Here is a 21,503-nt window from a genome sequence, read left to right as displayed (position 1 = left end):
GTCAATCCAACCGCTACGTCGAGAAGGCGAGTGAATGAACGTTCACCTGGCATCATATCTGAGTGGGAACACTGCTGAAGATCTTGCTGAAAGCAAGCGCGAGTTCCTGGAGATCGGCCGTCGTTCCGGTCATTACCCCATAGCCAGTGCGCGGCGCGACGGGGTGGATTCGGAAGTCAGCGTCTGGTGCAGCAACGACTATCTGGGAATGGGTCAGAACCCCCAGCTCATCGCGGCCATGCATGCGGCGATCGACACCCATGGCGTAGGCTCCGGAGGTTCCCGGAACATCGGTGGAACCAACCACTATCACGTCCTTCTCGAAAACGAGCTGGCGGATCTGCACGGCAAGGAAGCCGCTCTCCTTTTCACGTCTGGATACACGGCCAACGAGGGCTCCCTCTCCGTTCTGGCGGGGCTGCCGAAGGACACCGTCGTATTTTCCGACGCGAAGAACCACGCCTCGATCATCGACGGTCTCCGGCACAGCGGCGCGAAGAAGCACGTCTTCAGGCACAACGACGTCGCCCACCTGGAAGAGTTGATCGCGGCCGCTCCCGCCGACTGCCCGAAGCTCATCGTCGTGGAATCGGTCTACTCGATGTCGGGCAACGTTGCGCCGCTCGCCGCGATCGCCGACATCGCGGACAAGTACGGTGCCACGACCTTCATCGACGAGGTCCACGCGGTCGGCATGTACGGCCCGCAGGGCGCCGGCATCGCCGCCCAGGAAGGCATCGCCGATCGGTTCACGGTCGTGATGGGTACCTTGGCAAAGGGTTACGGAACGGTCGGCGGCTACATTGCGGGACCGGCGGCCCTCGTGGACGCGGTGCGGACCTTTTCGCGCTCGTTCGTCTTCACCACCTCGCTCCCGCCGGCGGTCGCGGCCGGTGCGCTGGCGTCGGTTCAGTACCTGCGGGCCTCCGACGTCGAGCGAAAGCTCCTTTCGGAGAATGCGCAGCTTCTGCACAGCCTTCTGATCGCGGCCGACATCCCGTTCATTTCGACGGACTCCCACATCGTTGCGGCCTTCGTCGGCGATGACGACCTGTGCAAGCGGGCGTCCCAGCTCCTGTTCGAACGGCACGGGATCTACGTCCAGTCCATCAATGCCCCCAGCGTGCCCGCGGGCGAGGAGATCCTGCGGATCGCTCCGTCTGCCGTGCACGATCAGAAGGATGTCGAGACCTTCGCCGACGCTCTTCACGGCATCTGGAAGGAACTGAACATCCCGACCGCGAGCGCCCGAGACTGGTGACCGTGTCAGTTGCCGGCGTGCTGGCCGACACGGCGGCGCAGCGACCCGACCACTCCGCCGTGATCTACGAGTCCGAGCACTTCACCTACGGGTGGCTGTGGGAACAGGCGCGTCGCTACGCCTCCGTGCTGCGAGCCAACGGGGTACGGCCGGGCGACCGGGTCGCCATGCTCCTGGTCGACACCCCGCAGTTTCCCGCTGTGTATTTCGGCGTGCTGGCGGCCGGTGCGGTCGCGATCCCGCTGAACGTCATGGCGACCGCGTCGGAGATCGATCACGTACTGACCGATGCCGACGCCCGTTTCCTGGTGTGCGCCGCCTCCTTGCTCGCCCGGGCGAGGGAGGCGGCGGAGCCGCTCGGCACGGTGCTCCTCACGGTCGGCCCGGGCCCCGCGGGCACGGTCGACCTGGAGAGCGCGGCACGGGACACGGCGCCGATCGAGGCGTGCGCGGTGCGGGAACCCGACGATGTCGCGGTCGTGTTCTACACGTCCGGCACGACGGGTGAGCCGAAAGGGGTAATGCTCACCCACCGGAACATCCTCTACAACGTCGAGAGGATGGTCGCCACTCCGTACATGTTCCGGAGCGACGACGTACTGCTCGGGTGTCTTCCGCTGTCGCACGGCTTCGGCCAGATCTGCGGCATGCTGACCGGATTCCGCGCCGGCATCTCCCTCGTCATGATGCCGAGGTTCTCCGGACGGGAGGCCCTCGCGCTGATGACGGAACACCGGTGCACGGTGTTCATGGGCGTGCCGACCATGTACGTCAAGTTGCTCGATGCGGCGGCCCAGGGAGAGCCGGTTCCTCGGCTCGACCGCGTGTACAGCGGGGGATCGGCGCTTCCGGTCAAGACCCTCGAGGATGTCCGCAGCACGTTCGGATGTCCCGTGTACGAGGGCTACGGGATGACCGAGACCTCCTGCAGCGTCGCCTATCACTATCCCGGCCTGACTTTTCGATCCGGAACGGTCGGTGTTCCGATCACCGGCATCACGGTCGGTATAGCCCGGCCGAATGCCGACGGAATCGATCTCCTGCCCGTCGGTGAGGTGGGCGAGATCGTGGTGCGCGGTCCGAACGTCATGGCCGGATATCTGGACCGCCCGGACATCACCGCCGAGGTCCTGATCGACGGATGGTTCCTCACCGGCGATCTCGGCAGGCTGGACGGCGACGGATACCTCTCGGTCGTCGGCCGTAAGAAGGACTTGATTCTGCGGGGCGGCTACAACGTCTATCCGCGCGAAATCGAGGAGATCCTCCTCGGGCACCCGGCCGTGGCACAGGTGGCGGTGATCGGTGTTTCGCACCCGGTGCTCGGTGAGGAGGTCTGGGCGATCGTCGTGCCCGCCCGGCCGGAGGACGTCACCTCTGGATCGGGCGAAGAGCTCATCGAATGGGGAAAGCAGCGTTTCGCCGCGTACAAGTACCCCCGCCGAGTCGAGTTCACCGACGCTCTCCCGGTGGGATCCAGCGGAAAAGTTCTCAAGCGAGTGCTCGTCTCGCAATACGGGTCGACCACCAGCTCGTAACTGCAAACGAAACAGAATCACATGGGCGTAGCACCCGCGGCACCGCTGCGGGTGCTACGCCTCCGCTCAGGCATCGTACGTAACAATAGGTAGGGCGACCGACCATGGGTGAATTCCAAGCTGACACGTCGACATCGACCGAGGCCATCGCCATCGTCGGTATGTCCTGCCGACTGCCGCATGCGGAGAACCCCGCGCAACTGTGGCAGCTGCTGCGCGACGGCCGCAGTGCGATCGGCGCGCCCCCAGCGGGCCGCCCCGACCTGCCCTCTCGGCCGGGAGGCTATCTCGAGGACGTCAGCGGCTTTGACGCGGGCTTCTTCGGCATCAGCCCGCGTGAGGCGTCGTCGATGGATCCGCAGCAGCGGCTCATGCTCGAGCTCGCCTGGGAGGCACTGGAGGACGCCAGGATCCTCCCGTCCGACCTTGCCGACAGCCGGACCGGTGTCTTCGTCGGCGTCATCGCCGACGACTACGCCGCCCTCACGCACCAGCACGGGGCCGAAGGCATCACCCGCCACACCCTGACCGGTCTCAACCGCGGCGTCATTGCCAACCGGATCTCCTACACCCTGGGTCTGCACGGACCGAGTGCGGCCGTGGACACCGGCCAGTCCTCCTCCCTGGTCGCCGTGCACCTGGCAGCCGAGAGCCTGCGCCGCGGCGAGTCCGCCATGGCCGTCGCCGGCGGCGTCAACCTCAACTTGGTGCCGGACAGCACCATCGGCGCGGAGCGGTTCGGCGCACTTTCACCGGACGGTCTCAGCTTCACTTTCGACGCGAGGGCGAACGGATACGTACGCGGTGAGGGCGGCGCGTTCGTGGTGCTCAAGCCGCTGCACGCCGCCCTGGCGGACGGCGACCCGGTCTACTGCGTGCTGCACGGCAGCGCGATGAACAACGACGGGACGACCGAGGGTCTCACCGTCCCCAGTCCGGCCGGCCAGCAGGACGTCCTGCAGCAGGCGTACGAGCGCGCCCAGGTGTCCGCGGAGCAGGTGCAGTACGTCGAACTGCACGGCACGGGTACCAAGGTGGGCGACCCGATCGAAGCGTCGGCCCTGGGCGCGGTACTCGGTGACGGCCGCGCGGACGGAGCCGAGCTGCGGGTCGGATCGGTGAAGACCAACGTCGGACACCTCGAGGGTGCCGCCGGCATCGTGGGCCTGCTGAAGGCGGCGCTCTGCATACGCCACCGCGAGCTCGTGCCGAGCCTGAACTTCGAAACCCCCAACCCGGACATTGCGTTCGACGAGTGGAAGCTCGCCGTACAGCGGGGCGTCGAGCCGTGGCCGCGGCCGGACGAGCCCCTCTACGCAGGTGTCAGCTCGTTCGGTGTGGGCGGTACCAACTGCCACGTCGTCCTTTCGGACTGGCGCACCGAGGGGGCGGCGCAGGAGGAGTTGCCCGGCGCCGGATCCGGCTCGGGTGTGGTGCCGTGGGTGGTGTCGGGCAAGTCGGCCGAGGCCGTGGCCGGTCAGGCGGGGCGGCTGGCGTCTCTCCTGGAGGGGCGTCCGGGGCTGGACGTCGCGGCGGTGGGTCGATCGCTCGCGGTGTCGCGTACTCGTTTCGATCACCGTGCGGTGGTGGTGGGGGAGACGCGCGAGGAGCTTCTGGCGGGTGTTCGGGCGTTGGCCGCGGGTGTGCCTGCGGCTGGTGTGGTGTCGGGTCGTGCGGTCCCCGGCGGTGCGGGCAAGACGGTGTTCGTCTTCCCCGGCCAGGGCTCGCAGTGGCAGGGCATGGCGCTTGAGCTCTTCGATTCCTCCCCGGTGTTCGCCGCCCGGCTGGTGGAGTGCGAGCAGGCTCTGGCGCCGTTCACGGACTGGTCGCTGCTGGACGTCCTGCGCGGTGCGGACGGTGCGCCGGACTTCGACCGGGTGGACGTGGTGCAGCCCGCGCTGTGGGCGGTGATGGTGTCCCTGGCGGCGCTGTGGCGTTCGGCGGGCGTCGAGCCGGACGCGGTGGTCGGTCACTCGCAGGGCGAGATCGCGGCCGCCGTGGTTGCCGGCGCGTTGTCGCTCGACGATGCGGCGAAGATCGTCGCGTTGCGCAGCCGGGCGATCGTGAAGCTGGCCGGTACGGGTGGGATGGTGTCGGTCGCCCTGCCGGCCGACGAGGTGCGCGAGCTCATCGCCCCCTGGGACGGCGCGATCGACATCGCCGCCCACAACGGCCCCGTGAGCACGGTCGTCTCCGGCGATCCGGAGGCCCTGGCCGACCTCGTCGCTCAAAGCGAGGCCAGGGGATACCGTGCGCGCACCATTCCGGTCGACTACGCCTCTCACTCCGCCCACGTCGACCTGCTCGAGGACGAGCTGCGGGAGCTGCTGGCCGGTGTCACGCCGCGTGCCGGTGACATCAGGTTCTTCTCCACCGTCACCGGGCAGCCGCTGAACGGTGAGGAGCTCGACGGCGGGTACTGGTTCCGCAACCTCCGCCAGACCGTCCAGCTGGAAGAGGCCACCCGTGCTCTGCTCGGTGACGGGCATCGCGTCTTCATCGAGGTCAGTGCCCACCCGGTGCTCACCTCGGCCCTCGGCGACACGGCCGACGAGACCGGCGTCGGCGGCATCGGTGTGGTCGGATCGCTGCGGCGCGACGACGGTGGCCGGGATCGTTTCCTGGCCTCGGTCGCAGCGGCGCACGTCAACGGTGTGGGGGTGGAGTGGGAGCGCTTCCTGCCGGGGTCGGGCCTGGTGGATCTGCCCACGTACGCCTTCCAGCGTCAGCCCTTCTGGCTGGACGGTTCGGCGATCGGGCCGGTCCAGGTCCGGCCCGCCGCGGCGAGGCGGAGCGGTCCGAAGCGGTCCGCGCCGCGCCGCGACGAGCTGGAGCTGGTGCGGGCGCACGTGGCAGCAGTGCTCGGCCACGGATCGGCGCGCGACGTGGACATCGAGACGACCTTCAAGGACCTGGGCTTCGACTCCCTCTCGTCCGTCGAGCTGCGGAACGCGCTGAATACGGCCACCGGGCTCTCGCTGCCCTCCAGCCTCCTCTTCGACTACCCGACCCCGGCGGTGCTGGCCGAACACCTCGGTGATCAGCTCCTCGGCCTGGATCAGGGCCACGGCCAGGATGACGACGCGTACGAGGCCACGGCCCTTGACGAGCCGATCGCCATCGTGGGCATGGCATGCCGGCTGCCGGGAGGGGTCGCCTCTCCTGAGGACCTGTGGCGTCTGGTCAGCGGCGAGGTCGATGCGGTCGACGGATTCCCGACCAACCGGGGCTGGGACCTTGATTCGCTCTTCACCCCCGATCCGGACAGCCCCGGCAAGACCTACGCCACCCAAGGCGGTTTCCTGCACGACGCGGATCGCTTCGATGCCGAGTTCTTCGGCATCAGTCCCCGCGAGGCGGCGGCCATGGAGCCCCAGCAGCGGCTGCTGCTGGAGACGGCCTGGGAGGCCTTCGAGCAGGCGGGCATCGACCCCGCCGCGCTGCGCGGCACCCGCACCGGCGTGTACGTGGGTGCGACGGCACAGGAGTACGGGCCGCGGCTGCACGAGCCGTCCGGCGGATACGACGGCTACCTGCTGACGGGCAACAGCGCCAGTGTGGCCTCCGGCCGGCTGGCCTACACCTTCGGGCTGGAGGGCCCGGCGGTGACGGTCGACACCGCCTGCTCGTCCTCGCTCGTCGCGCTCCACCTCGCCGCGCAGTCGCTGCGCCAGGGCGAATCCTCCGTGGCCGTCGCCGGCGGTGTGTCCGTGATGGCCACGCCCGGCATGTTCGTGGAGTTCTCCCGGCAGCGCGGGCTGTCGCCGGACGGGCGGTGCAAGGCGTTCTCCTCGTCGGCGGACGGTACGGGCTGGGCCGAGGGCGTGGGTCTGCTGGTGCTGGAGCGGCTGTCGGACGCCGAGCGCAACGGACACCAGGTGCTCGCGGTGATCCGCGGTTCCGCCGTGAACCAGGATGGTGCGAGCAACGGTCTGACGGCCCCGAACGGGCCTTCGCAGGAGCGGGTCATCCGCGCCGCGCTGGCCAACGCCCGCCTGTCGGCGTCCGAGGTGGACGCGGTGGAGGCGCACGGCACGGGCACCAAGCTCGGCGACCCGATCGAGGCGCAGGCGCTGCTGGCCACCTACGGCCAGGACCGCGAAGAGCCGCTCCGCCTCGGCTCGCTGAAGTCGAACATCGGTCACACGCAGGCCGCGGCGGGTGTCGCGGGCGTGATCAAGATGGTCATGGCCATGCGTAACGGCGTCCTCCCGGCGACGCTGCACGTGGGCGAGCCGACCTCGCACGTCGACTGGTCGGCCGGCGCGGTGGAGCTGCTGACGCAGGCCCGGGAGTGGCCGGAGCTCGACCGTCCGCGCCGGGCGGCCATCTCGTCCTTCGGCATCAGCGGTACCAACGCACACCTCATCGTCGAGCAGGTCACCGAGATCGAAGCTCCGGTGGAGGAACCGTCGGTGTCGGGTCCGGTGCCGTGGGTGGTGTCGGGCACGTCGCGGGCTGCTCTGTCGGCGCAGGCGGATCGGCTGGTGTCGTTCCTGGAGGAGCGGCCGGAGCTGGACGTCGTGGCCGTGGGCCGTTCGCTGGCCGTATCGCGCGCTCGTTTCGGTCACCGTGCGGTGGTCGTGGGGGAGACCCGTGAGGAACTCCTGGACGCTCTGCGGGCGCTGACCCCGGGCGAGGCGGTCCCGGCGGGTCCGGTCGCGTTCCTGTTCTCCGGACAGGGCAGTCAGCGCGTGGGCATGGGCCGTGAGTTGTACGCGGCGGAGCCGGTGTTCGCGGCCGCCTTCGACGAGGTCGTCGCGGCCTTGGATGCTCACTTGGACGGTTCGCTCGCCGCGGTGATCGAGGGTGGGCCGGAGCTGCTTCAGCGGACGGCCTTCACTCAGCCGGCGTTGTTCGCGATCGAGGTGGCCCTGTTCCGCCTGCTGTCCCACTACGGGGTGACCCCGGACTATCTGGTCGGTCATTCGGTTGGTGAGCTGGCGGCGGCCCATGTGGCGGGTGTGCTGTCTCTCGAGGACGCTGCGCGTTTGGTGTGTGCGCGGGCGCGTCTGATGGAGGGTATGGCCGAGGGTGGGGCGATGGTTGCCCTGAACGCGGGTGAAGCGCGCGTTGCCGGGTGGCTCGAGGGTCGTTCCGGTGTGGACGTGGCCGGGTTCAACAGCCCTGCCAGCACCGTGATTTCCGGTGACGAGACGGCAGTGCTCGAAGTCCTGGAGCTGGCTCGCGGGGAGGGTGTGAAGGCGACGCGGCTGAAGGTGAGCCATGCTTTCCACTCCGCGCACCTGGACGGAATGCTGGCGGAGCTCACCGAGGTCGCCCGGACCCTGACCCACTCTGCTCCCCGGATCCCGGTCGTTTCGAACGTCACCGGTGAGGTGGTCGAGAGGTTCACTGCCGAGTACTGGGCTGTTCAGGCCCGTTCGGCGGTCCGTTTCGCCGACGGCATCGCCACGCTGGCCGGCCTTGGTGTGACGGCGTTCGTGGAACTGGGTCCCGACGGGACGCTCGCGGGTCTGACGGGCGAGTGCCTGGCCGACGCCGAGGGCATCGTCGTGGTTCCGGTGCTGCGCAAGGACCGTGCCGAGAAGCGTTCCCTCCTCGCCGCCTTGGGCGCGGTGCACGCACACGGTGTGGGCGTGGACTGGGAGGGGTTCCTGCCGGGTTCCGGTGTGGTCGAGCTGCCGACGTACGCGTTCCAGCGTGAGCGTTTCTGGTTGGACGCGCCGCGTTCCGGTGATGCGGCGGGTCTGGGTCTGACGGCCGTGGATCACCCGTTGTTGGCTGCGGTGATCACGGAGCCCGATGGTGACGCGGTGCAGTTCTCGGCTTCGGTGTCGCTGTCCACGCATCCGTGGCTGGCTGATCACGCGATCGGCGGGACGGTCCTGGTTCCGGGGACGGTGTTCCTGGAGCTCGCGGGCACCGCGGCCGAGCAGCTGGGTTACGCCACCGTCGAGGAACTCACCCTCCAGGCACCCCTGATCCTCTCGGAGAAGACGGGCGCTCAGCTACGGCTGACCGTCGACCGGGCCGACGCGCGCGGCGATCGTCAGTTCACCGTGTACTCGCGGACCGGCGAAGAGCAGTGGACCGCCCACGCGGTCGGCCTGCTCACGTCCTCCGTCCCCTCGCCGGGCGTTTCCCTGGACCAGTGGCCCCCGGCCGACGGCACCCCCATCCCACTGGACGGCGTCTACGACCGCCTCGACGACCTGGGCTACGGCTACGGGCCGGCCTTCCACGGTCTGCGCGCCGCCTGGCGCGCCGGTGACGACCTCTTCGCCGAGGTCGCCCTGCCCGACCAGCTCCACACCGAAGCCGCGCGCTTCGGTGTCCACCCCGCCCTCCTCGACGCGGTTCTGCACCCGCTCGTACTGGAGGCCGCGGCCTCGACGCAGGACGACAGCACGATCCGTCTGCCGTTCTCGTTCTCGGGCTCGGTGCTGCACGCGGTCGGTGCCACGGTGCTGCGCGTCCGCTGGACCCGTACCGGCCAGGACGCGGCCCGTCTCGCACTCGCCGACGGCGCCGGCGCTCCGGTGGCGACGATCGAGTCGGTCGCCCTGCGGCCGATCGCCCGCGATCAGCTCGCCGTTGCCGGCCCGGCCGTGGAATCCCTGTACCGGGTGGCCTGGGAGGCCGTCCCGGCGGCCGAGCCGGTCGCCGACCAGCGGTGGGTCCGGCTGGGCGAGGCGCCGTACGCCGATCTCGCCGCGCTCCGCGCCGCGGTCGACGCCGGATCCGCCGTACCGGAGTTCGTGGTGATCGGCGAGCAGGAGCTCGTCGTCGGCACCACCGGTGACGTACTCGACCAGACCCACGCCACGGCGGCGCACGGGCTGGAGGCGGTGCAGGAATGGCTGGCCGCACCGCAGTTCGCGCAGAGCCGCCTCGTCCTCGTCGTGCCGGACGGCGCCCTGCACACGGCCCCGCTCGTGGGCCTGATCCGTACTGCGCAGACCGAACAGCCCGACCGACTGGTCCTCGCCCACGTGGACGAGAGTGGTCTGGAGCTGCTGCCCGCCGTGTTGGCCTCGGGTGAGCCTGAGGTGGCGGTGCGGGACGGCGGGCTGTTCGTGCCGCGTCTGGCGCGTGCCGAGGGTGTCGTGCCCGGTGCGGTGGAGGGTCTGGATCCCGAGGGTACGGTCCTGGTGACCGGCGCTCTGGGTACGTTGGGCCGTCTGGTGGCGCGTCGGTTGGTGACGCATCACGGTGCGCGGCACCTGCTGCTGGTGTCGCGTCGTGGCGGTGAGACGCCGGGTGCCGCCGAGCTCGTGGCGGAGCTGGCGGAGTCGGGTGCGCGGGCTCGGGTCGCGGCGTGTGACGTGTCGGATGCCGACGCGCTCGCGGGTCTGTTGGACGAGGTCGCGGTAGAGCGTCCGCTGACTGCCGTGGTGCACACGGCGGGCGTCTTGGAGGATGCGACGGTCGCGTCGCTGTCGGCCGGTCAGCTGGAGCGGGTGATGCGTCCGAAGGTGGACGCGGCCTGGAACCTCCACCACCTCACCGAATCCCTCGGCCTCTCCTCGTTCGTCATGTTCTCGTCCATCGCGGGTCTCATGGGCAACGCCGGCCAGGCCAACTACGCGGCCGCGAACACCTTCCTCGACGCCCTCGCGCACCACCGCCGCGCCCAGAACCTGCCCGCCACCTCCCTCGCGTGGAGCCTGTGGGACAGCGCCGACGGCATGGCGGGAACCCTCGCCGACGCCGACGTCGCGCGGTGGAAGCGGAGCGGAATCGTCCCGCTGACCCCGGAACTGGGTCTCGACCTGTTCGACGCGGCGCTCGCCTCGGCCGAGCCGCTGCTGGTCCCCGCCGAACTCGACCTGGGCGCCCTGCGCGCCCGGGCCCAGGAGAACGCGCTCCCCGAGCTGTTCACCGGCCTGGTCCGCGTCCGCCGCCGGCAGGCGGCCGGCGCCGCCCGCGGCGCCGACTCGTCATGGGTCCAGCGGCTGATCACGCTGGCCGCGCAGGAGCGGGCGCAGGCCGTGCTCCAGACCGTACGGGAGAACGTGGGGCTGGTTCTCGGGCACGGTGCCGACGCCGACATCGACCCGGCCAAGGCCTTCAAGGACGCCGGCTTCGACTCCCTCGCGGGTGTCGAACTGCGCAACCGGCTCAACCTGGTGACCGGTCTGCGACTGCCCACCACCCTCGTGTTCGACCACCCGTCGCCCCAGGCGGTCGCGGACTTCCTGCTGGACCGGCTCGACGCGACCGGAACGGCCGTCGTCCCGTCGGTGGTCGCCCACGCCCCGGGACTGGACGAGCCGATCGCCGTGGTCGGCATGGGTTGCCGCTACCCGGGCGGGGTCTCCTCGCCGGAGGACCTGTGGCGGCTCGTGGCGGAGGGCCGGGACGCGATCGACGCGTTCCCGTCCGACCGCGGCTGGGACGTGGAAGGCCTCTTCGACCCGGACCCCGAGAAGATCGGCAAGTCGTACACGCGCAACGGCGGATTCCTCTACGAGGCCGCGGAGTTCGACGCCGAGTTCTTCGGTCTGAGTCCGCGTGAGGCGGTTGCGACCGACCCGCAGCAGCGTGTGCTGCTGGAGGTCGCGTGGGAGGCGCTGGAGCGTGCGGGAATCGACCCCGCCTCGCTGCGCGGATCCTCGACCGGTGTCTACGCGGGCGTGATGTACAACGACTACGGATCGCGGCTGGGGAGTGCTCCGGAGGGCTTCGAGGGGCATTTGCTGACGGGCACGATCGGGAGCGTCCTGTCGGGTCGGGTGGCTTACACGTTCGGTCTCGAGGGGCCGGCGGTGACGCTGGACACGGCGTGTTCCTCGTCGCTGGTCGCGGTGCACCTGGCCGCTCAGGCGCTGCGCCAGGGCGAGTGCTCGATGGCACTCGCCGGCGGTGTCACCGTGATGTCCACGCCGACGACCTTCGTCGAGTTCTCGCGTCAGCGCGGTCTGTCGCCGGACGGGACCTGCAAGTCGTTCGCGGCTTCGGCGGACGGTACGGGCTGGGCCGAGGGCGCGGGCATGCTGGTGCTGGAGCGTCTGTCGGACGCTCAGCGGCTCGGGCACGACATCCTTGGTGTGATCCGTGGTTCCGCGGTCAACCAGGACGGTGCGAGCAACGGCCTCACCGCCCCCAACGGGCCCTCGCAGGAACGCGTCATCCGCCAGGCACTCGCCAACGCCCGCCTCGCTCCGCACGAGGTGGACGCGGTCGAGGCGCACGGCACCGGTACCCGGCTCGGTGACCCGATCGAGGCCAACGCGCTGCTGGCCACCTACGGCCAGGACCGCGAAGAGCCGCTGCGTCTGGGATCGATCAAGTCGAACATCGGGCACACGCAGGCTGCCGCGGGTGTCGCGGGCATCATCAAGATGCTGATGGCGATGCGTAACGGGGAGCTTCCGGCGACGCTGCACGTGGACGAGCCGACGCCGCACGTCGACTGGTCGACGGGTGCGGTGGAGCTGGTCACCGAGCGTCGGGCGTGGCCGGAGGTGGCGCGTCCGCGTCGCGCGGCCGTGTCCTCGTTCGGTATCAGTGGCACGAACGCGCACGTGGTCCTGGAGCAGGGCCCGGAGCCGGTCGCGGCCGGTGAGCCGGTGGTGGCGGGGCTTCCGCTGGTGGTCTCGGCGAAGAGCGAGGCGGCCCTGGCGGCGCGTGCCGGCCAGGTGCGCGAACTGCTGGCCTCGGAGGTCGTCGATCCGGCGCGGGTGGCTTCGGCCCTCGCGACCCGGGTCCCGCACCTCCCCTTCCGGGCGACGGTCTCGGGCGCCGGCCGGGACGAGCTGCTGGCGGGCCTTGACGCGCTGGCCTCGGGTGGGTCCGCGTCGAACCTGGTGCAGGGTGCGGTCACGGGCTCGGGCAAGACCGTGTTCGTGTTCCCGGGTCAGGGTTCGCAGTGGCAGGGCATGGCGCTGGAACTCTTCGACTCCTCCCCGGTGTTCGCCGCCCGGCTGGTGGAGTGCGAGCGGGCGCTGGAGCCGTTCACGGACTGGTCGCTGCTGGACGTCCTGCGCGGTGTGGAGGGTGCACCCGCTTTCGACCGGGTGGACGTGGTGCAGCCGGCGCTGTGGGCGGTGATGGTGTCCCTGGCCGCGTTGTGGCGTTCGGTGGGTATCGAGCCGGACGCGGTGATCGGTCACTCGCAGGGTGAGATCGCGGCGGCCGCCGTGTCGGAGGCGCTGTCGCTGGACGACGCGGCGAAGGTCGTGGCGCTGCGCAGCCGGGCGATCGTGAAGCTGGCGGGTACGGGCGGGATGGTCTCGGTGGCCCTGCCGGCCGACGAGGTCCGCGAGCTCATCACCCGTTGGGACGGCGCCATCGACATCGCCGCACACAACGGCCCGCGTTCCGTGGTGGTCGCCGGCGAGGTGACCGCTCTCGAGGAGATGGTCGCCTACTGCAAGGACAACAAGATGCGCGCCAAGCGCATCCCGGTCGACTACGCCTCCCACTCCGCGCACGTCGAGAGCCTGCGGGACGAGCTTCTCGACGCCCTGTCCTCGCTCAGCCCGCGCGCCGTCAAGGTGCCCTTCCTGTCCACCGTCACCGGGCAGCCGCTGGACGGCACGGAGCTCGACGGCCCGTACTGGTTCCGCAACCTGCGCCGGACCGTCCAGCTGGAGGAGGCCACCCGGACCCTGCTCGACCAGGGCCACCGCGTCTTCATCGAGGCCAGCGCCCACCCGGTGCTGACCATCGCGCTCCAGGAGACGATCGACGACACGTCGTACGACGGCGCCGTCACCGTGCCCTCGCTCCACCGCGACGAGGGTGGACTCGACGACTTCCTCGCCTCCGCGGCGAAGGCCCACGTCTCGGGTGCCCCGCTCGACTGGGCTGCCGTGGTCGGCGGACCCGGTGCGGTCGTCGACCTGCCGACCTACCCCTTCCAGCGCCGGCGCCACTGGCTGGAGGGCCCGGCGCCGGCCGGGGACGCGGGCGGGCTCGGCATGGCCGCCGAGCGGCACCCCCTCATCGGCGCCGCGCTCTGGATGGCCGACGAGGACAAGCTGGTCCTGAGCAGCAGGATCGCCCTGAACACGCAGCCCTGGCTGGCGGACCACGCCGTGGCCGGCACCGTGCTGCTCCCCGGTACCGCCTTCGTGGACCTCGCCGTCCGGGCGGGTGACCACACGGGCCTCGAGCAGCTCGACGAGCTGACCCTCCAGGCACCGCTGGTGCTGGCCGACCGCGGCGGAGTACAGCTCCAGGTCGTGGTCGACGCTCCGGACGAGGAGGGCCGGCGCGCGCTGGCGGTCCACTCCCGCCCGGAGCCCGAGTCCGACGACGCCGCGATCCACCCGTGGACCCTGCACGCCACCGGCGTACTGGGCCACGCCGAAGGACGTGCGGGCGTACCGGCCGACTCCGCATGGCCCCCGGCCGGCGCCGAGCCGGTCGACCTGACGGCGGCGTACGACACGCTCGCCGAGCGGGGCTTCCAGTACGGACCCGCCTTCCAGGGCCTGCGGGCGCTGTGGCGCGCCGGCCAGGAGATGTTCGCCGAGGTCGCGCTCCCGAAGGACGTCCCCCCGGGCGAGTTCGGGATCCACCCGGCCCTCCTCGACGCAGCCCTGCACCCGCTGGCGCTCGCGCAGGACGGACGCCTGGTGCTGCCGTTCGCCTGGACCGGCGTTCGGCTGCACGCGGTGAACGCCGACGTGCTGCGCGTACGGATCACCCCGGAAGGCTCGGGTGCCGCCCTGTCCCTCGCCGACGCGAGCGGTGCGCCGATCGCGTCGGTGAAGGCCCTCAGCCTGCGGGCCGTGGACCCCGCGCAGCTGGCCGGCTCCGGCGCCCCCCGCCAGCCGCTGCTCCAGGTGGAGTGGACGACCGCCCCGGAGGCGGCCCCGGCCGCCGGATGGGCCGTCCTCGACGAGTCCGGCCGCGGCCTGCCCGCCCCTCTGGGCACCTTCTCGGACCTCGCCGGCATGGCCGGGACCCCGCCGCTCGTCGTGGTCCCCTTCCCCGGCGAGGACGGCCCCGGCGCCGTGGCACACCGCGCCCTGCGGCTGGCCCAGGAGTGGCTCGCCGAGGAGCGGTTCGCCGACTCGCGCCTGGTCTTCGTGACCTGTGACGCGACCACCGCCCGCACGGAGGCCGGACTCGGCTCGGCTCCCGTCTGGGGGCTGGTGCGCACCGCCATGGCCGAGAACCCCGACCGGTTCGGCCTGCTGGACCTGACGGACTGGGACCTCTCCGAGGCCGAGCTCGGCCGTGCGCTGGCCGTACCGGACGCGCAGGTGAGCCTGCGGGACGGGGCACTGCTCGTACCGCGGCTGGTCAAGTCGCCGACGACGGACGCCACCGTGCCCGCCCTGAACCCCGAGGGCACCGTGCTCATCACGGGCGCCGGCGGCACCCTGGGCCGGCTGTTCGCCCGCCACCTCGTCGCCGAACACGGCGTACGGCACCTGCTGCTGGCCAGCCGCCGCGGCCGGGGAGCGGCGGGCATGCCGGAGCTGGAGGCCGAACTCACGGCCCACGGAGCCGACGTGTCCGTGGTCGCCTGTGACACGGCCGAGCGCATCGCGGTCGCCGCGATGCTGGACGCGATCCCCTCGGAGCACCCGCTCACCGCGGTCCTGCACACGGCCGGCGTCCTCGACGACGGCACGCTGCACGCCCTCACGGCCGAGCAGCTCGACACCGTACTGCGCCCCAAGGTCGATGCCGCCCGGCACCTGCACGAGCTGACGGCCGGCCTGGAACTGGACGCGTTCGTCCTGTTCTCCTCGCTGGCCGGCACGCTCGGCACCGCGGGACAGGCCAACTACGCCGCGGCCAACACCTATCTGGACGCCCTCGCGCACCACCGCCAGGCCCTGGGCCTGCCCGGTACGTCGCTGGCCTGGGGCCTGTGGGCCGAGGGCAGCGGGATGACCGGTCACCTCACCGACGCCGACCTCGCCCGCATGTCCCGGGGCGGCATCGCCCCCATCGGCAGCGAGCAGGGGCTGGCGCTGTTCGACGCGGCCCTCGCGACCCGTCGGCCGGTGCTCGTTCCGGCGCTGCTGGACCACACCGGACTGCGGGCGCAGAGCGAGGACGGCACGCTGCCCGCGCTCTTCCACGGCCTGGTGCGCCCGGCGCGGCGCGCCGCCGTCGGCGAGGGGGCGGGCGGGAACTCCCTCCAGGAACGCCTGGCGCCGCTGGCCCTCCAGGACCAGGAGCGCGCGCTGCTGGAACTGGTCCGCGGCGTGGTGGCCTCCGTACTGGGCCACACCGACGCCGACCAGGTCGCGCCCGACCGGTCCTTCAACGACCTGGGCTTCGACTCGCTCAAGTCAGTGGAACTGCGCAACCGGCTGAACGCGGCCGCAGGCCTGAAGCTGCCCGCGACGCTGGTGTTCGACCACCCGAGCACGGTCGAGCTGGCCGGCTTCCTGCGGACCGAACTGCTCGGCTCGGCCGCCGCGGCGGCCGTGGCCGAACCGCTCGTCGGCGCCTCCGACGAGCCGATCGCGATCGTCGCGATGGCCTGCCGCTACCCGGGCGAGGTCAGCTCCCCGGAGGAGCTGTGGGCACTGCTGTCCGACGAGCGGGACGCCATCGGCCCGTTCCCGGACGACCGCGGCTGGGACCTGGACGGCCTGTACGACACGGACCCCGACCACGTGGGCACCTCGTACACCCGGCACGGCGGATTCCTCTACGAGGCGCCGCAGTTCGACCCCGAGCTCTTCGGGGTGAGCGCCCGGGAGGCCACCGCCATCGACCCGCAGCAGCGCCTGCTGCTGGAAATCTGCTGGGAGGCCTTCGAGCGCGCGGGCATCGACCCGACCTCTCTCAAGGGCAGCCAGACCGGTGTGTTCGCCGGTGTCATGGCCAACGACTACGCGGCACGCCTGAAGGACGCCCCCGATGCCCTGGAGGGCTACCTGTCGGTCGGCAGCACGGTCAGTGTCGCCTCCGGCCGCGTCGCCTACACCTTCGGCCTGCAGGGACCGGCGATCACCGTCGACACCGCCTGCTCCTCCTCGCTCGTCTCGGTCCACCTCGCCGCGCAGGCGCTGCGGAACGGCGAATGCGGGCTGGCCCTGGCCGGCGGTGTGACCGTGATGGCCGCGCCCACCCTGTTCGTCGAGTTCAGCCGGCAGCGCGGCCTGGCACCGGACGGCCGGTGCAAGTCCTTCTCCGCGCAGGCGGACGGGGCGGCCTGGGCCGAAGGCGCCGGAATCCTCCTGCTGGAGCGGCTCTCCGACGCCCGGCGCAACGGCCGCCGGATCCTCGGCGTGCTCCGCGGAACCGCCGTGAACCAGGACGGTGCGAGCAACGGCCTCACCGCCCCCAACGGCCCCTCCCAGGAGCGGGTGATCCGCCAAGCCCTGACCAGCGCGGGCCTGACCACCGCGGACGTCGACGCCTTGGAGGCCCACGGCACCGGCACCACCCTGGGCGACCCGATCGAGGCCCAGGCCGTACTCGCCACGTACGGGCAGGAGCGTCCGTCGCCCCTCCTGATGGGCTCCCTGAAGTCCAACATCGGACACTCCCAGGCCGCCGCCGGTGTGGCCGGCGTCATCAAGATGGTCATGGCGATGCAGCACGGGGTGCTTCCCAAGAGCCTCCACATCGACGAGCCCAGCCCGCACGTGGACTGGTCCGCCGGCGAGGTGGAACTGCTCACCGAGGCGGTGCCGTGGCCCGAGGCCGGGCGGCCGCGCCGGGCAGGCGTGTCCTCCTTCGGCATCAGCGGTACCAATGCCCACGTCATCGTGGAGCAGCCGCCGACCGAGGGGACGGTCCCGCCGGCCGAGCCGATGCCGGTCGTGCCGCTGCTGCTGTCCGCGCACAACGACGCGGCCCTGCTGGCGCAGGCCGACCAGCTGGGCGCGGCCCTCGCCGACACCGGGCGGCAGGACCTGGCGCAGAGGGGCCGGACCCTGGCCGTCGGACGGGCCGGACTGCCGCACCGCGCCGTGGTGGTGGCCTCCACCGCCACCGAAGCGGTCGACGGATGCGCGGCACTGACCGTGCGGGGTACACCCGTGGACGGCCGTACGGCCTTCCTCTTCACCGGTCAGGGCAGCCAGCGACTCGGCATGGGCCGGGAGCTGTACACCGCCTACCCCGCCTACGCCGAGGCCCTGGACGCCGTATGCGAAGAGCTCGACCCATGGCTGGAAACGCCGCTGCTCGACGTCCTCTTCGGTGAGGACCCGGCGCCGCTGGACCAGACCGGCTTCACGCAGGCCGCCCTGTTCGCAACCGAGGTCGCGCTCTTCCGGCTCCTCGAAGGCTGGGGCGTACGGCCGGACTTCCTCGCGGGCCACTCCATCGGTGAGCTGGCCGCCGCACACGTCGCCGGTGTCCTCTCGCTGGCGGACGCGGCGCAGCTCGTCGCGGCCCGCGGCCGGCTGATGCAGGCACTGCCCGGCGGCGGCGCGATGCTCGCCGTGCAGGCCGAGGAGCAGGAGGTGCTGCCGCTGCTCGCCGGACGCGAGCACCTGCTGGACATCGCCGCCGTCAACGGCCCCACCTCCGTGGTGCTCTCGGGCGACGCGGAAGCCGTCGAGGCCATCGGAGCCGAACTCGCCGCCCGGGGACGCAAGACCAAGCGGCTGCGCGTCAGCCACGCCTTCCACTCCCCGCACATGGACGCGATGCTGGACGCATTCCGAACGGTCGCGAAGGGGCTCACGTTCGCCGCGCCCACCATCCCGATCGTCTCCACCCTGACCGGGCAGCCGGTCGGCGCCGAGGAACTGACCACGCCCGAGTACTGGGTCCGGCACGTCCGCCGGCCCGTGCGCTTCCTGGACGCGGCACGCGCCCTGGAGGCCGAAGGCGTACGGACCTTCCTGGAGCTCGGCCCGGACGGCGTGCTCAGCGCGATGGGGCAGGACTTCCTCGACGCGGGATCGCTCCTGGTCCCGGTGCTGCGCGGCGGGCGCCCCGAGCCGCACACCGCCGTCACCGCCCTGGCCCACGCCCACGTACGGGGCGTGCCGGTGGACTGGCGCGCACTGTTCGGCGAGAACGCCGGACCGGCCGCGCACCTGCCGACCTACCCCTTCCAGCGCCGGCGCTACTGGCTCACGGAGGGGCCCGGCGGCGGCGACGTCACCTCGGCCGGACTCGACTCCGCACGGCACCCGCTGCTCGGGGCCGCGGTTGCGCTCGCCGACTCCGACGGTGTCCTGTTCACCGGCCGGATCTCGGCCCGCAGCCACCCCTGGTTCGCCGACCATGCCGTCGCCGGCACCCTGCTGGTGCCGGGCACGGCCCTGGTGGAGCTCGCGCTCCACGCGGGCGCCGCACTCGGCTGCGAGCGGCTGGAGGAACTCGCCCTCCAGGCACCCCTGGTCCTTCCCGACGAGGGTGCGCTCCAGCTCCAGATCACCGTCGGCGACCCCGACGCAGACGGTCGCAGGCCCGTCGCCGTCCACTCGCGCGGGGACCAGGAAGGCGACGTCTGGAACCGGCACGCCACCGGAACCGTGGTGGCCGCCGTTCCCGGGGGCCCTGAACCCGACCTCGCGTCCTGGCCCCCGGCCGGCGCCGAACCCCGGCCGGTCGAGGACCTGTACGACCGCCTCGCCGACCAGGGCTACGGCTACGGCCCCGCCTTCCAGGGCCTCCAGGCGGCATGGCGCTCGGGCGAGGACCTCTACGCCGAGGTACGGCTGTCCGTCGACCCTGAGGGATTCGCCCTGCACCCGGCACTGTTCGACGCCGCGCTGCACGCACTGCTCCTGGAGGAGTCGGCCGAACTGCGGCTGCCCTTCTCCTTCGGCGGCGTCCAGCTGACCGGGTCCCGGGCCGACACCCTGCGGGTCAAGCTGTCGGCCGGCCCGGACGGAACCGTCGCGGTCGCCGTCGCCGACGAGACGGGCGCGCCGGTCGCCACCGTCGCATCGCTCGCCCTGCGGGCCCTGCCGGCGGGGACCGCGCTGACCCGCCCCTCCGACCAGCACGTGTACGCGGTGGAGCGGGCCGGTGTGGAACTCCCCGCCGGTGGCGACCCGACCGTCGTGGTCCTCGGCGAGGCCGACCTCGGCTGGGCCGACCTCGGCTGGGCCGCCGAGCACCACGCCGACCTCGCCGACCTGGCCGCCCGGGCGGCGGACGGCACGGCCGCACCCGACGTGGTCGTCCTTCCGGTACGCCCGGCCACTCCTCAGGAGACCGGCCGGGTCACGGAGGAGGTGCTGGCGGTACTGCGGCAGTGGCTCGCCACCGCCACGCCGGCCGGAGCGCGGCTCGCCGTGGTCAGCACCGGGGAACTGGCGCACAGCGCACTCTCCGGGCTGATGCGGACCGCCGAGTCGGAACACCCGGGACGTTTCCAGCACGTGATCACGGACGGCCTGCCGGCCGGCCGCGAGCTGCTGGCCGCGGCCCTGGCCGACCCCCGACCGCAGCTCGAACTGCACGGGGGACAGGCCTACGTGACCCGGCTCGCCAAGGTCCCGTACCCGGTCCGGACCCCGGAGGTCGACGACGCGTTCGACCCGGAGCGTACGGTGCTGATCACCGGTGGCACGGGCGCACTCGGAGCCCAGGTCGCCCGGCACCTGGTGACCGGCCGCGGCGCCCGTCGCCTGCTGCTCACCAGCCGGCGGGGCGGGGCGCAGGACCTGGTCGCCGAACTGACGGCGCTCGGCGCGGACGTACGGGTTGCGGCATGCGACGCGGCCGACCGCGACGCGCTGGCCGGGCTGCTCGCCTCGATCCCGGACGAGCACCCGCTCACCGCGGTCGTGCACGCGGCCGGGGTCGTCGAGGACGCCACGCTGGAGGCCACGAGCCCGGAGAGCCTCTCCCGGGTCCTGCGGCCGAAGGTGGAAGCCGCCTGGAACCTGCACGAGCTGACCGCCGGACTGGAGCTGACGGACTTCGTCCTCTTCTCTTCCGTCGCCGGCCTCGTGGGCAACGCCGGACAGGCCGGCTACGCCGCCGGCAACACCTTCCTGGACGCGCTCGCCGAACACCGGCGCGCCGAGGGCCTGCCCGCCGTGTCCCTCGCCTGGGGCATGTGGCAGGACGGCATGGCGAGCGACCTCGACCGTGCCGACCGGGCCAGGCTCGCACGCAACGGGATCCTGCCGATGCCGACCGGCCGGGCACTCGCGGCCCTCGACACGGCCCTGGCCGGGGCCAAGGCGCCACAGGCCGACGGCGGGGCCGGGACCCGACCGGTGCTCGCACCGGTGGCACTCGACCTCGCGGTACTGCGGAGCCTCGGGGAGGCATTGCCCGAGCTGTACCGGGGGTTGGTGCGCACCGAGCGCCGAGCCGGCCGGCGCACCTCCGCTCCGGCGGAGATCCCGCTGGCGCAGCGGCTCACCGGCCTGAGCGAGGCGCAGCAGCAGCAGCTGCTGCTCGACTTCGTCAGGGAACAGGTCGGCATCGTCCTGGCCCACCCGGCCCCGCGGACGATCGACGTCCAGCGCGGACTGCAGGACCTGGGCTTCGACTCGCTCACCGCGGTCGAATTCCGCAACAGGTTGAACAGCGCCAGCGGGCTGCGGTTGCGCAGCACGCTCATCTTCGACCACCCGACCACGCAAGCCGTCGCCGAACACCTGCGGGGCGAGCTGGTCGGCGAAGTGGCAGACCCGGTCCAGACGGCCCTGGACGCACTCGAGACCGCCCTCTGGGCCTCCGGCGCGTCGGACAGCGACGGACCCGCAGGAAGGTACACCGCGCGGCTGCGCGGCCTGCTCCGGGCGATGGACGGCGGCCCCGACGGCGCCGACCTCGACCTGGTGACCGACGACGAACTCTTCGCAGCACTTGACAACGAACTCGGCAGGTAG

Annotated in this window: 3 protein-coding genes; all 3 read left to right on the top strand. The window is 71.8% G+C overall.

Annotated features, from left to right (window positions below; genetic code table 11):
* The first annotated feature begins 34 nt into the window (after positions 1-34).
* The 3 genes from hemA (at position 35) to ACZ49B_RS06305 (ending at position 21,503) form a co-directional block, all read left to right on the top strand.
* Entirely contained in the window at positions 35-1,261 is a 1,227-nt protein-coding gene (hemA, locus tag ACZ49B_RS06315; protein WP_468300960.1) for a 5-aminolevulinate synthase, read from the top strand.
* Complete coding sequence (locus ACZ49B_RS06310) at positions 1,258-2,799, top strand: long-chain-fatty-acid--CoA ligase (protein ID WP_468300958.1); 1,542 nt, start codon at positions 1,258-1,260, stop codon at positions 2,797-2,799. Before hemA ends, ACZ49B_RS06310 begins: the two co-directional genes overlap by 4 nt.
* A 104-nt stretch (positions 2,800-2,903) precedes the next feature.
* Positions 2,904-21,503 carry an SDR family NAD(P)-dependent oxidoreductase gene (locus ACZ49B_RS06305; protein WP_468300956.1) on the top strand — a complete coding sequence of 6,200 codons (18,600 nt, stop codon included), beginning with the start codon at positions 2,904-2,906 and terminating at the stop codon, positions 21,501-21,503.

Source organism: Streptomyces sp. NPDC031132, from assembly GCF_055570595.1.
This window is presented reverse-complemented; position numbering and strand designations above follow the sequence as displayed.